General features: G+C 62.4%; 11 protein-coding genes. 5 read left to right on the forward strand and 6 right to left on the reverse strand.

Features of this window, described 5'->3' with window-relative positions:
• Positions 1-47: 47 nt before the first annotated feature.
• The 4 genes from ACR0M9_RS14250 (at position 48) to ACR0M9_RS14265 (ending at position 5,805) form a co-directional block, all read left to right on the forward strand.
• Complete coding sequence (locus tag ACR0M9_RS14250; protein WP_480773909.1) at positions 48-947, forward strand: phytanoyl-CoA dioxygenase family protein; 900 nt, start codon at positions 48-50, stop codon at positions 945-947.
• Between the two features lie 94 nt (positions 948-1,041).
• Positions 1,042-4,134, forward strand: coding sequence for a valine--tRNA ligase (locus ACR0M9_RS14255; RefSeq protein ID WP_480484400.1), 3,093 nt, complete (start codon positions 1,042-1,044; stop codon positions 4,132-4,134).
• A gap of 135 nt (positions 4,135-4,269) precedes the next feature.
• Positions 4,270-5,433: a benzoate/H(+) symporter BenE family transporter gene (locus ACR0M9_RS14260; protein ID WP_480773910.1), complete on the forward strand. Its 1,164-nt coding sequence runs from the start codon at positions 4,270-4,272 to the stop codon at positions 5,431-5,433.
• Positions 5,434-5,472: 39 nt separating this feature from the next.
• Positions 5,473-5,805: a DnaJ family domain-containing protein gene (locus ACR0M9_RS14265; protein WP_480773911.1), complete on the forward strand. Its 333-nt coding sequence runs from the start codon at positions 5,473-5,475 to the stop codon at positions 5,803-5,805.
• Here the strand turns inward: ACR0M9_RS14265 and ACR0M9_RS14270 are convergent, their stop codons facing one another.
• Together ACR0M9_RS14270 and ACR0M9_RS14275 are read right to left on the reverse strand one after the other, a co-directional pair.
• The gene (locus ACR0M9_RS14270) at positions 5,806-6,588 is read right to left on the reverse strand and encodes a crotonase/enoyl-CoA hydratase family protein (protein ID WP_209505660.1); all 783 of its coding nucleotides are present in this window, start codon (positions 6,586-6,588) and stop codon (positions 5,806-5,808) included.
• A 66-nt stretch (positions 6,589-6,654) separates the two neighbouring features.
• On the reverse strand, positions 6,655-7,725 hold the full coding sequence (locus tag ACR0M9_RS14275; protein WP_480773912.1) for an SMP-30/gluconolactonase/LRE family protein: 1,071 nt from the start codon (positions 7,723-7,725) through the stop codon (positions 6,655-6,657).
• A 90-nt stretch (positions 7,726-7,815) separates the two neighbouring features.
• Here ACR0M9_RS14275 and ACR0M9_RS14280 point away from each other — a divergent pair, with 90 nt between their 5' ends.
• A complete protein-coding gene (locus tag ACR0M9_RS14280; RefSeq protein ID WP_480773913.1) occupies positions 7,816-8,931 on the forward strand; it encodes a pyridoxal phosphate-dependent aminotransferase in 1,116 nt (371 codons plus the stop codon).
• A 127-nt stretch (positions 8,932-9,058) separates the two neighbouring features.
• Here ACR0M9_RS14280 and ACR0M9_RS14285 read toward each other — a convergent pair whose 3' ends face one another.
• Genes ACR0M9_RS14285 through zwf form a run of 4 tightly spaced genes read right to left on the reverse strand, consistent with a single transcriptional unit; the run spans position 9,059 to position 14,191 of the window.
• The gene (locus tag ACR0M9_RS14285; protein WP_480507795.1) at positions 9,059-10,249 is read right to left on the reverse strand and encodes a pyridoxal-phosphate-dependent aminotransferase family protein; all 1,191 of its coding nucleotides are present in this window, start codon (positions 10,247-10,249) and stop codon (positions 9,059-9,061) included.
• A 51-nt stretch (positions 10,250-10,300) separates the two neighbouring features.
• Positions 10,301-10,933: a bifunctional 4-hydroxy-2-oxoglutarate aldolase/2-dehydro-3-deoxy-phosphogluconate aldolase gene (locus tag ACR0M9_RS14290; protein ID WP_480773914.1), complete on the reverse strand. Its 633-nt coding sequence runs from the start codon at positions 10,931-10,933 to the stop codon at positions 10,301-10,303.
• A 4-nt stretch (positions 10,934-10,937) separates the two neighbouring features.
• On the reverse strand, positions 10,938-12,743 hold the full coding sequence (gene edd / locus ACR0M9_RS14295; protein WP_480773915.1) for a phosphogluconate dehydratase: 1,806 nt from the start codon (positions 12,741-12,743) through the stop codon (positions 10,938-10,940).
• Positions 12,744-12,745: 2 nt separating this feature from the next.
• A complete protein-coding gene (gene zwf, locus ACR0M9_RS14300; protein ID WP_480773916.1) occupies positions 12,746-14,191 on the reverse strand; it encodes a glucose-6-phosphate dehydrogenase in 1,446 nt (481 codons plus the stop codon).
• Positions 14,192-14,235 lie beyond the last annotated feature (44 nt).

The following is a 14,235-nucleotide window of genomic DNA, read 5'->3' on the forward strand; positions in this document are numbered from 1 at the left end:
GAGGGATTCGTAGGCTGTTTGAAGATACAGCCTGCCGGAGGTCCCCCATGCCCGAACCCATTTCCCTGTCACAGGGCCGCCTGGACGCCCCATCGGTCGACGCGTATTGGCAAGACGGGTTTGCCTTTCCCATCACTGTCTTTTCGCCGGATGAGACCGAACAGTTCCGGGCCGAGCTGGAGCAGATCGAGGAGACCTGGCGCGTGGCTGACCTTCCGCTGCCGCTGAACATGTACAAACGCCTGAACGCCCATGTGGTGATGCCGCTGGTCGCCCGTATCGCACTGGACCCCAGGGTTCTGGACATCGTCGAAGGAATACTGGGACCGGACTTGCTGCTGTGGTCTGCGGAACTGTTCATCAAAGAGCCACGCACGACCCAGGTGGTGGGAATGCATCAGGACCTGACCTATTGGGGGATGGGCGAAACACCGGATCAGGTGACCGCGTGGATCGCATTGTCGCCTGCCACGGTAACAAGCGGCTGCATGGATTTTGTCAGGGGCAGCCACAAAAACCCGATCCTGCCCCATAACGACACGTTTTCAGACAACAACCTGCTGTCGCGCGGGCAGGAGGTGGCTGTCGATGTGGCAGACGAGGACAAAACGCATATCGAATTGCAGCCGGGTCAGATGTCGCTGCACCATGGCCTCACAATCCATGGCTCGGGGCCCAATATGTCAGACGATCGGCGGATCGGGCTGGCGATCCGGTATCTGAACCCGAACGCGCAGCAAAAAGTGGCGGATCGCGATTACGCGGTCTTGGCGCGGGGCGAAGACCGGGTGGGCAATTTCATCCTCATCGAACCACCGACCGAGTTGTTTTCGCAACCAGCCTTGGCGCTTCATGCCCGCATCCGGGAGGATCAGGCCAAGGCGATGACACAAGGCGCGGCGCAAAGCACGCACCTGTACGGAAACGAGGCGACCGGCACGGGGTGACTTCGGCAATCGTCGCCGCACAGGGCCTTCCCCTTCCCGTCTCCATTCGCTATTGCAGGCGCTGACCCGAATTTGTTGACGCAGGACGCATCCCATGGCGATGGAAAAGACATTCAACGCGGCCGAGGCCGAGGCCCGTATCTATGAGGCCTGGGAACAGGCCGGAGCCTTCAAGGCAGGCGCGAACCGTTCGCGTGATGAGAGCTTTTGCATCATGCTGCCACCGCCCAACGTGACCGGCGCGCTGCATGTGGGACATGCCTTTAACCATACACTGATGGATATTCTGATCCGCTGGCACCGGATGCGCGGGTTCGACACTCTGTGGCAACCTGGTCAGGACCACGCCGGCATCGCCACGCAGATGCAGGTTGAAAAGAAACTGATGGCCGAAGAGGGCAAGAAGCGTACCGACTACGCGCGCGAGGAGTTTCTGGCCAAGGTCTGGGATTGGAAGGGGCAATACGGCCGCAAGATTATCGAACAGATGACGCGGTTGGGGAATTCCTGCGACTGGTCGCGCAATGCCTTTACCATGGCGGGCGCACCAGGTGACCCACGCACCGGGCACGAAAACTCACCCAACTTCCATGATGCCGTTATCAAGGTCTTTGTCGATATGTACGAGAAGGGCCTGATCTATCGCGGCAAGCGACTGGTCAACTGGGACCCGCATTTCGAGACTGCGATTTCGGACCTTGAGGTCGAGAATATTGAAACGCCAGGCCACATGTGGCACTTCAAGTACCCTTTGGCGGGCGGTGAGACATATGAGTATTTGGAAAAAGATGAAGATGGGAATGTGATCTTCCGCGAAGAGCGGGATTATATTTCCATTGCAACCACGCGGCCCGAAACCATGCTGGGCGACGGTGCTGTGGCCGTGCATCCGTCGGATGAGCGCTACGCGCCGATCGTCGGCAAACTGTGCGAAATCCCGGTTGGACCGAAAGAGCATCGCCGCCAGATTCCGATCATCACCGATGAGTATCCCGATCCCGACTTCGGCTCGGGCGCGGTGAAAATCACCGGCGCGCATGACTTCAACGACAATATGGTCGCCAGGCGCGGCGGTATTCCGATGTACCGCCTGATGGACACCAAGGGCGCGATGCGGGCTGATGGCGCGCCTTACGCCGAAGAGGCGGGCAAGGCGCAGGAATATGCGCGCGGCAAGCCGTTCACCGAGAATGAGATCGACGCAATCAACCTGATCCCGGATCACCTGCGCGGATTGGACCGGTTCGAGGCGCGCGCCAAGGTGGTCGAAGAGATCACCCGCGAAGGTCTGGCTGTTATGTGTCCAGCGGACGATCCGCGTCTGGGATCGAGCCGGACTGAGGCCCGGCCTACAGAGGACGAAGACGGTGAGCAGGACTTCAGCCCGGCACTTGTCCCACTGGTCGAGAGCAAACCGATCATGCAACCCTTTGGCGACCGCTCGAAAGTCGTCATCGAGCCGATGTTCACCGACCAGTGGTTCGTCGACGCCGAAAAGGTCGTCGGCCCTGCGCTGGACGCGGTCAAGGATGGCACGGTCAAGATCATCCCTGAATCGGGCGAGAAAACCTATTACCACTGGCTGGAAAACATCGAGCCCTGGTGCATCTCGCGCCAGCTGTGGTGGGGGCATCAGATTCCGGTTTGGTATGGGCCTCAGCAGAAGTGCTCGGGGCTGGAACCGAACCCTGATCGCATCGCCCGTATGGAAAGCCACAACAAAGGGGAGTTTGCGGTATTCTGCGGCCCGTCTTTTGATGCAATTCGGGCGGACGTTGAGGGCTACTACGAAGGCATGGAAATCGCCGAGGTCTCTACTAAGGAAGAGGCTATCTCGTTCATTCGCGAGGGCAAAATCGGCCTCTACCGCGACCCCGACGTCCTCGACACCTGGTTCTCCTCCGGCCTCTGGCCCATCGGCACGCTGGGCTGGCCCGAAGATACCGAGGAGCTGGAGCGCTACTTCCCCACGGACGTCCTGATCACCGGCGCGGATATCCTGTTCTTCTGGGTCGCCCGGATGATGATGATGCAACTGGCCGTGGTGAACGAAATCCCGTTCCACACCGTCTATCTGCACACGCTCGTCCGTGACGAGAAGGGCAAGAAGATGTCCAAGACCACCGGCAACGTCATCGACCCGCTGGAAATCGTCGACGAGTTCGGTGCCGACGCGCTGCGGTTCACCAATGCCTCGATGGCGGCGATTGGCGGTGTGCTGAAACTGTCGCGCGAGCGCATCACCGGCTATCGCAACTTCGGCACCAAGCTTTGGAATGCCGTCCGCTTTGCCGAGATGAACGAGGTCTTTACCGACGCCGTCCCGCAACTGGACGTGGCCGACCTGCAGCCCAAGGCCGCCGTAAACCGCTGGATCATCGGCGAAACCGCCCGTGTGCGGGCGGAGGTCGACGCGGCGCTGGAGAGCTATCGCTTCAACGATGCCGCCAACGGCCTGTACGCCTTTGTCTGGGGCAAGGTCTGCGATTGGTACGTGGAACTGTCGAAACCCCTGCTGCAGGGTGACGACGCCGAAGCACAGGTCGAAACCCGCGCCACCATGCGCTGGGTTCTGGATCAGTGCATGGTTCTGCTGCACCCGATCATGCCCTTCATCACCGAAGAGCTGTGGGGCCTGACCGGCAACCGCGCGAAAATGGTCGTCCATGCCGACTGGCCGACCTACGGCACGGAACTGGTCGACGCCGACGCGGATCGTGAGATGAACTGGGTGATCTCGGTGATCGAGAACACCCGCTCGGCCCGTGCGCAGATGCGGGTGCCTGCGGGTCTTTACGTGCCGATGCTGGTGACCGAGATCGACGCCAACGGCCAAGCCGCGTGGGACCGCAACGAGGCGCTGATCAAACGTCTGGCCCGCATCGACAGCCTGACCAGCGCGGACGCGCTGCCCAAGGGCACCATCTCGATTGCCGCTCCCGGAGCCTCCTTCGGCCTGCCGCTGGCGGATATCATCGACATTGGCGCGGAAAAGGAGCGGTTGGAGAAAGCAAAGGGCAAGCTGGCCAAGGAACTGGGTGGCCTGCGTGGGCGTCTGAACAACCCCAAATTCGTGGCCTCGGCCCCGGATGAGGTGGTCGAGGAAGCCAAAGCCAACCTCGCCGCACGCGAGGAAGAAGAAGCCAAGCTGAACGAGGCGCTGGCCCGTCTGGCCGAGATCGCCTGATCTTCATCTTTTCAAAAATACTCATACCCCGAACCCCGCCGCTGATCTGGCGGGGTTTTCTTTTGCGCGTTCAGACCTTGCCCGTCCCTGCCGCCGCTTGTTAGCAATCACCAACCCCAACCGCCCGAGGCAGTCATGACCCAGTTTGCCCCACCGCTCCAGACAGTCTCGACCGGGCTTGTAGTCGCCATTGTCGGATTCTTCAGTTCATTTCCTATCGTGTTGCAGGGGCTGGCCGCGATGGGGGCGTCTCCGGCGCAGGCGGCCTCGGGCCTGATGATGGCGGCCATCGCAATGGGACTGACCGCCATTGTTCTGAGCCTGTGGTACCGGCAACCGATCAGCGTCGCCTGGTCGACGCCGGGGGCGGCGCTGCTGGCGGTGTCCGCGACACCGGCGCTGGGGTTTGCCGAGGCGACGGGCGCCTTCCTGTGTGCAGGGGCGCTGACGGTTCTGGCCGGGCTTTGGCGGCCACTGGGGCGGCTGGCGGCCGCCATTCCGACGACACTGGCGCAGGCCATGCTGGGGGGGGTTCTGCTGCCGCTTTGCATTCTGCCCTTTCAGGCCGCAGTCGAATTGCCCGCGCAAGCCCTGCCGGTGATCCTGACATGGTTCATCGCGGGCCGGATCAACCGGCTGTTCGCTGTTCCGGCAGCTGTTGTCGCCGCCGCGCTGGTTGTGGTGCTGAACGCAGGCGACGCATCGGTGACCCCGGCGCGATGGCTGGCGGCACCGGTCTGGACCACGCCCAGTTTTTCGCTGGCCTCGACCATCGGGATCGCCATCCCGCTGTTCATCGTCACGATGGCGACCCAGAATATTCCCGGCATCGCGGTGATGCGCAGCTTTGGCTATACCCCGGCACCGGGCAGGCTGTTTTCATCCGTGGGTGGGGCGAGCCTGTTATCTGCGCCATTTGGTGCACCTGCCACCTGCCTTGCGGCGATCACGGCTGCGATGTGTTCCAATGAAGACAGCCACCCCGACCCCGCGCAACGGTACTGGTCGGCCATCATGAGTGGTGTGTTCTATGGTGTATTCGGTATCTTTGCCGTGGCGATTACCGGCTTTGCATCCCATGCCGATCCGCTGTTGATGGGGACACTGACCGGTGTCGCCCTGATCGGCGTTCTGGCCAATTCGATTTTCGCAGCACTTGAGGTTCCGGCCGAGCGTGAGGCCGCGATGCTGACCTTTGCGATCACCGCATCGGGCATCTCGGTCTTTGGGCTGGGCGCGGCGGTCTGGGGCCTTCTGGTCGGCGGGCTGGCCTATCTGGTGAGCAACAGAATTCGGTAGCCGCTTTCGTATCCCGCCCTTACCGGGTATTATTGCGCCATGTTCGGTTCACTTGGAAAACTGGTGGAACGCCAGATCAAAAAGGCACAGGCCGAGGGGCAGTTGCAGGGCCTTGTCGGCGAAGGTCACCCCCTGCCCGACCGGTCCGGCGAGGCGCAGGGCGATCCGGCCATCGCCGCCGGGCACCGGATCATGGCGCAAGCCGGGGTTCTGCCCGAAGAGTTCGACATCAAAAAGAAACTGGATGCGGCCCGCAAAGCGTATCCGGCCCTGACCGACCCCGCGGAACGCCGGGCCGCGATGTCGGAGATCGCTAATCTGGAAATGCGTTACAACATGGCCCGCGATGCGCGGCGGGCTTTCATGCGCTGATCACTTGAACTCGGGCTTGCGGCCCTGCATCTGCGCCATCACGACCTCCATCTGATGAGGCTTGCCGATCAACTCCACCTGCTCGGCGGATTCCGCCTTGAGAACGTCCGCACGGGGCTGGGTTTCGGCCACTTCGATCAGCCGCTTGGCGGCACGGATAGCCGAGGGGCTTTGACCGGCGATATTCTCGGCAATGGCCAGAGCTTCGGTCAGCGGGTCATCTGAAAGCTGCGTGACCAGTCCCCAATCCATCGCCTGCTGCGCGCCGATGGGCCGGGCCGTGTAGGTCAGCAGGCGCAGCACGTCCGAACGCACAAGCCGGGGCAGCAGAACCATGCCGCCCATATCGGGGATGATACCCCATTTCATCTCCATCACCGCCAGTTTCGCCTCGGGGTGCGCGATACGGATATCCGCGCCCAGCGCGATTTGCAGGCCACCGCCATAGGCGACGCCCTGAATGGCGCAGATCACCGGCACCGGTACGCGACGCCATATCAGCGCCAGCTCCTGCATTTCGTTGGCATCTTCGTGGCTGCGGGTCATCAGCCATTCGGTGGGGTCCATATGGGCCATCTTGGCAAAGCTTGCCATGTCGAGCCCGGCGCAGAAGCTTTTCCCCTCGCCCGACAAAACCACGGCGCGGGCGTCCGAGGCGGCGACCTCTTGCCCGGCTGAGAGCAATGCCTTGACCATCGCGTCATCCAGCGCGTTCATCTTGTCACCCCGGGTCAGGGTGACATGGGCAACATGGTCTTGATAGGTGACGGATACGCGTGACATGGGGGACCTCCCGAAATTCAGTTGCGGCGACCATGCCCGGACGGGACGCCGATTTCCACTGCGACGTCAGGGCATATCGCTGACAGGCATCCGCCCGAACCAGGGGGAATCAAGCGTCATGACATAAAACTGATCGCCCACGATCCGGCCCCCTGTCGTGATACCAATACGGCCCTGCGGATCCTGTAGCGTGCGCAGGATCGTGCCTTCACCATCGAACTGCACCAGCATACCCCGGTGGATCGGCGCCGGGCGCACGGTGGGACCCAGTCGCCAGATCACCTTGCGCAGGAAGGGGTACGGCATCAGCACCTCGGACGGAACACGCGGGCTGGCAAAGGCCATCCAGTAGGTGCCATCGCCCTGTGCTTCGAGATTGTCGGGATAGCCCGGCAGGTTGTCCAGCAAGACCTCTTGCTGACCGGCTTTCGGCCCGCTGAGCCACAGCTTGTGCACCCGTGCGCGGCCGGTTTCGGCGATCAGCAGGAAATCTGCGTCAGGTGAGAGCGCAATGCCATTGGTATAGACGAATCCAGTGGCAATCTTTTCGGTGCGGCCATCGGGGTTGTGACGCGCGACATAGCCTGTCTCGGACTGTTCCCAGATGGTCAGGACCGAGGTCGGCTTGGTCCCGCCCATGGTTTCGGGGTCGAACCGGTCAGAGGAGTTCGAAAAATAGATCGTGCCGTCCTGTGCCACGTCCAGTTGGTTTGCATAGACCACGGGTGCACCGTCGATATCTGCCACCACGGATTCAAGCGTGCCCGACCCAGTCCAGCGCATCACCCCGCGAAAGCTGTCGGCAATATATAGCGCGCCATCCGGCCCGGCCCTGAGGCCCAGAGGACGCCCGCCAAGCTGGTCGACCACAACAGGGTCGGCCCCGTCAATCCGATAGAGCGTGCCGGACCGGCTGGTCGTATAGACCGCACCGCCGGGCAGGATGGCGATGTCTTCGGGGCCGGTTTCCCCATCCGGCAGGCGGATCAGCTGCGCGGCGTCCAGCGCGGTGTTTTCTGCGAAATCCCCTGTGAAACCGGCATCTTCAGGCATCTCAACGGCGACGGGGATAACGGGAACGGGCCAGAACAGAAGATAGGCAAGGCCCAGAAGAACAATGGCAGACAGTATGCGCATCTGCGCTCCTTACTTGTGTTTCAATACGTTCTGACGCGCGGGATGAGGTGCGCGCTTGCCCGAAGCTCGGGCTTGGGGTTATCTGCAGGCATGACAGGACCTCGATACACCCCGCTTGCCCAATCCCTGCCCGCCACCGTGCCCTTTGTGGGCCCCGAAACGCAAGAGCGTCAGCGCGGCACGGCGTTCATTGCCCGTCTTGGCGCCAACGAGAGCGTGTTTGGCCCCTCGCCCCGCGCGATCCGGGCTATGGAGCAGGCCGCGTCTGATATCTGGATGTATGGCGATCCCGAGAATCACGATCTGCGCCATGCTTTGGCCGAGTATCATGGGGTAACCCCCGAAAATATCGTCGTAGGCGAAGGGATTGACGGGCTTCTGGGTTATCTTGTGCGTCTGATTGTAGGGCCCGGGGATGCGGTTGTAACCTCGGACGGGGCGTATCCGACGTTCAATTATCATGTGGCCGGGTTCGGTGGCGTTCTGCACAAGGTTCCCTATGCCGGGGATCACGAGGACCCGGCGGCCCTGTTTGCGAAGGCGGCCGAGGTGGGGGCAAAACTGGTCTATCTGGCCAATCCGGACAATCCGATGGGCAGCTGGCATTCCGGCGCGGATATCGTGGCGGCGATGGATGCCCTGCCCGAGGGTTGCCTGCTGATTCTGGATGAGGCTTATGTGGAATGCGCGCCAGAGGGGACAGCGGCACCCGTCAGCGCAGACGACCCTCGCGTGATCCGAATGCGGACATTTTCCAAGGTCTATGGCATGGCGGGCGCACGGGTTGGCTATGCCATTGGAGCGCCCGACCTGATTGCAGCCTTCAACAAGGTGCGCAACCATTTCGGCATGAACCGCGCGGCGCAGGCCGGGGCGCTGGCCGCGTTGCAGGATGGTGCGTGGCTGGAGCACATTCAGGCACAGATCGCAGAGGCGCGTGAGCGGATAGGAACGATTGCCCGCGAGAACGGGTTGGAGCCCCTGCCCTCGGCCACCAATTTCGTGACGATTGATTGCGGGCGGGATGGCGAGTTCGCCAGAGCGGTACTGGAGGCTTTGGTTGCGCGGGGTCTGTTTGTTCGGATGCCGTTTGCAGCGCCCCAGAACAGGTGCATCCGGGTAAGCTGTGGTGAAACAGCAGATTTGGATGCTTTTGCGGCCGCCTTGCCCAAGGCGCTAGTGGAGGTGCGGTCACATACTGCCTAGCACTGGTCTGTCTTGCCATCGGGGCAAAGGGGGGGCTGTCTGCCCCCCATCGCGCAATGCGCGATTCCCCCCGAGGATATTTTTGGCCAGATGAAGGGGCGGATCAGTGCTGTTCGTCTGACGTGTATCAGGCGGCCAGGACGGCGGCGGCGGCCTCGAGCGCGCCTTTGCCACGGGGGATATCAAGCGCGGCCATGGCCGTTTCCATACCGCCCAGCATCGCCATCACCATTTGCCCGTTGACATGGCCCATATGCCCGAGGCGGAAACAGCTGTCGTAATCCTCCATCCCAAGGCCAATGCCCAGTGTCAGGCCCAGTTGATGTTCGGTGAACGCGCGCAGGGCCGTGCCGCGCCCTGCGGTCAGGCGCAGGGCTGTAACGGCATGGCTGCGGTGGTCGCTGTCGGCAACGTTCAGATGCAGCGCGCCGCCTTCGGACCATGTTTCGCAGGCCGCCCAGATGGCAGTAGCCAGACGCTCATGGCGGGCCCAGACCTGTTCGATCCCTTCCGCATGGATCAGGTCGAGCGCGGCGCGCAGACCATAAAGGTGATGTGTCGGCGCGGTACCGTCGAAATACTGGTAGAACAGGTCGGGATTGGCGCGCGGCTGCCAGTCCCAGTATCGCGACACACGCGGCATGGCGGCCCGCTTGGCCTGTGCTTTGTCGTTGAAAAAGACAAAGCCTGTGCCTGCGGGGGTCATCAGGCCTTTCTGGCAGGCGGTGACCGTGACATCGACGCCCCATTCATCCATCTCGAACCGGTCGCATCCCAGCGAGGCGATGCAATCGGCCATCAACAGCGCCGGGTGGTCCAGATCGTCGAGCAGTTTGCGCAGTGCCGGGATATCGTTGCGGATCGAGCTTGATGTGTCCACATGAACCGCGAGAACGGCCTTGATCTGGTAGCTTTTGTCCGCGCGCAATGCGTCGGCAATTCGGTCGAGATCCCAGGCGGATGAGGTGCCAAAATCGATTAGTTGCACCTTTGCCCCGATGCCTTCGGCCATCTCGGCCCAGCCATGGGTGAACCGGCCCGAGGCAGGAGCCAGAACGGTTTCGCCGGGGGCGATCACGTTGGACAACGCGGCCTCCCACGTGCCGTGACCGTTGGCGATATAGATGGCGACGTCATGGCCTGTGCGAGCAACCCGGCGCAAATCGCGGGTCAACGCGGGCATCATGTCGATGAGCGCGCCATCGTAGATATTGGGCGACGGGCGATGCATCGCCTGCAGGACTGCGTCCGGCATCACCGACGGGCCCGGGATCGCCAAATAAGTTCGCCCCTGGGAGAGGGCAGATGTCTGTGTCATGGGGTCAACCTGTCTGAGTTGACGCCCACATTACCGAGGGGCTTCGCGGCGTCAATCCGCCAGCTTCGATGCCTCGCGCGCAAGTGTTTCGATCCCGGCCCAGTCGCCGCTTTCGACCATCTGCTTGGGCGCGACCCAGCTGCCACCGGCGCAGACCACATTGGACAGGGACAGGTAGTCACGGGCGTTGGACGGCGACACCCCGCCTGTCGGGCAAAAGCTGATCTGCGGCAGGGGTGCGCCGATGGCTTTGAGTGCGGGCGCGCCGCCCGAGGCCTCGGCCGGAAAGAATTTCAGCATGTCATAGCCTTTTTCCAGCAATGCCATCGCTTCGCTGGCCGTGGCCGCGCCGGGCAACAGCGGCAGGCCCTCGGCCTCGCACGCCGCGATGAGCGCGTCGGTTGCGCCCGGAGAGACGCCGAACTGCGCGCCCGCCTCTTTGGCGGCGCGGACGTCTTCCGGTGTGACCAGCGTACCTGCGCCGACCACGCCGCCGGGCACCTTGGCCATCGCGCGGATCGCGTCGAGCGCGGCGGGCGTGCGCAAAGTGACCTCAAGCGCTGGCAGACCGCCGGCGACCAATGCCTCGGCCAGCGGGCAGGCCTGCGCGACGTCATCGACAACCAGAACCGGAACGATCGGGGCCAGTGCGCAGATTTCACGGGTGCGTTGGGATTTGGACATGAGGTTAAACTCCGAAAATGCTGGCACCGGTGTCGGCCGAGCCGACATTCTGGCGGAACGCGCCAAAAAGATCGCGCCCTGTACCGTGTTGATTGGCGGACAGGTCGGCGGTGACGGGCGCACGGTCCAAAACGCCTGCGGTGAGGATTTCCAAATCACCCCTGACCGCGTCAACGCGCAGGATGTCACCATCCTGAAGGTATGCAATGGGGCCGCGGTCGAGCGCCTCGGGGACGACATGGATGGCGGCGGGTACTTTGCCGGATGCGCCAGACATACGGCCATCGGTGACCAGCGCCACTTTCTGGCCCCGGCCCTGCAGGATCGACAGCATGGGCGTCAGTGAGTGCAGTTCCGGCATCCCGTTGGCCTTGGGGCCCTGGAAGCGCACGACGACGATGACGTCACCGGTGAACTCGCCAGCCTTGAAGGCTGCCTTGACCGCGTCCTGGTCGTGGAAAACGCGGACCGGAGCCTCGACCACCTGATGTTCTGGCGCGACGGCTGATACTTTCATGACCCCGGTGCCCAGATTGCCGGTCAGGCGCGACAGGCCGCCGGTGGGCTGGAACGGATCGCGCGCGGGACGGACGATCTTGTCATTCAGGCTGTGGCCTGCACCGTCTTGCCATGTCAGCTCACCATTGATCAGCTTGGGTTCGCGCGTGTAATTGTGCAGGCCCTGCCCGGCGACGGTCAGCGTATCGGGGTGCAGCAAACCTTCTTCGAGCAACGTGCCGATGGTGAACCCAAGCCCGCCTGCGGCGTGGAAGTGATTCACGTCGGCCAGACCGTTGGGATAGACCCGCGCGACCAGTGGAACAACGGCGGAGATATCGGAAAAATCCTGCCAATCCAGCACGATGCCCCCGGCGCGCGCCATGGCGATCAGGTGGATCAGCAGATTGGTCGAACCTCCGGTCGCCATAAGGCCGACGATACCGTTCACAAAGGCCCGTTCGTCGAGCACCTGATAAACCGGGGTATAGCTGTTTCCCAGCGCGCTGAGCGACAGGGCGCGGCGCGCGCCCTCTTGTGTCAGCGCGTCGCGCAAGGGCGTGTTGGGATTGACGAAGCTGGAGCCCGGCAGGTGCAGGCCCATGAACTCCATCAGCATCTGGTTGGTGTTGGCGGTGCCGTAGAAAGTGCAGGTGCCGGGGCCGTGATAGGCGGCCATTTCAGCGGCCATCAGTTCGTCGCGCCCGACCTCTCCGGCAGCGAATTTCTGGCGGACCTTGGCCTTTTCGTCATTGGGCAGGCCACTGGTCATTGGCCCTGCGGGCAGGAACACGGCAGGCAGATGCCCGAACGCCTGCGCACCGATGATCAGGCCGGGGACAATCTTGTCGCAGACGCCGAGGAAGACAGCCGCGTCATAGGTGTTGTGGCTGAGCGCGACGCCAGTGGCAAGTGCGATCACGTCGCGTGAAAACAGCGACAATTCCATCCCTGCTTCACCCTGGGTGACACCGTCACACATGGCTGGTACACCACCCGCGACCTGAGCGGTGCCTCCGGCGGCGCGGATCGCGTCGCGGATCAAGGCAGGGTACCGTTCAAAGGGCTGATGGGCGGACAGCATGTCGTTATAGGCGGTGACGATGCCCAGATTGCCCGCCGTGCCGGTGGCCATGGATTGCTGGTCTTCACCCGCACCCGCGTAGGCATGGGCCTGACCACTGCAGGACAGGTGCGCACGGGCGGGACCTTTGGATCTGGCCTGTTCCATCCGGTCAATATGGGGACCACGCAGATCGGCGCTGCGGTCGATGATCCGTTTGGTGACGTCGGAAATGACAGAGTGAACCATGATTACCCTCCGATCTGACGCCAGCGACGCCCATCGCGATGCATCAGCATCAGTGCTTCTTCGGGGCCTGAACTGCCCTGATCGTACTTGGCGGGTTTGTCCCCGCGCTGTTCCCAGCCGTGAATGATGGGATCGACCCAGGCCCAGGCGGCCTCGGCCTCGTCCCCACGCATGAACAGGGTCTGATCGCCCCGGATGACATCCATGATCAGGCGTTCATATGCGTCCGGGGATTGCGAGTCATCACCCAGCGCGTCGGCAAAGCTCATGTCCAGAGCGACATCGGACAGGCGGAAGCCGCCCTGCCCCGGTTCCTTTATCGTTGTGCGCAGGGTGATGCCTTCGTCAGGTTGCAGACGGATCACCAGCACGTTGCCATGCAACGGGCCGACATTGGGAAAGATCGTGTGTGGTGGGTCGCGGAAGAACACCGCGATTTCAGAGGCACGGACGCGCAGACGTTTGCCTGTGCGCAGGTAGAACGGCACCCCGGCCCAGCGCCAGTTGCCGATATGGACCTTGAGTGCAATGAAGCTTTCGGTGCGGCTGGCCGGCTTGCCAACGTGATCAAGGTATCCGTCACCGCCCTTGCCCGTGCGATACTGACCACGGGCGATGTCCCTGGGTTCGACCGGTTCCAGCGCCTCAATCACCTTGACCTTCTCGTCACGCACTGCGTTGGGAGAGAACTTTGACGGAGGTTCCATCGCGGTCAGGCACAGCAATTGCACCAGATGGTTCTGGATCATGTCCCGCATCGCGCCGGATTGATCGTAATAGGCCCCGCGCCCTTCGACCCCGACGGTTTCCGCCACGGTGATCTGCACATGGTCGACATGAGTCGAGTTCCAAAGCGGCTCGAACAGGGAATTCGCAAAGCGCAGCGCCATCAGGTTCTGCACGGTTTCCTTGCCCAGATAATGGTCGATCCGGTAAATCTGGTGTTCCTTGAAACACGCCCGCAAGCCTTCGTTTAGCGCCCTGGCCGAGGCAAGGTCATGACCGAAAGGCTTTTCAACAACGATGCGGCTGTCCGGCGTGGCCAGACCGGCGTCATGCAGGCGCTGCGCAATGCCGGAAAACAGGCTGGGACCCACCGACAGGTAAAAGGCCCGCACCACGTCGGGGCGCAGCAGCTTGGACAGATCGGACCATCCGGCATCGCCCAGTGCATCCACCGGCACGTATTCAACATGAGACAGGAACCGGTCCAATGTGTCCTTTTTGAACTTTGGTGCGAATTCCTGCATCGATGCGCGGACCTGATCGCGAAACCCGTTGCTGTCGATATCCGAGCGCGCCGTGCCGATGATCCGCGCCCCATCGGGCATCTGGCCGACCTCGAACCGATGGTACAAGCCCGGCAAGATCTTACGTTGCGCCAGATCCCCGGTCGCGCCGAACAACACAAGATCGAACGGCTCTACCGGAATTACGCGTGAAACCATCACAGGCTCCTTCTCGAGTTTGCCGATATCAGTTCAGCACGGCA

The sequence above is a fragment of the Ruegeria sp. CH2 genome, assembly GCF_056537065.1.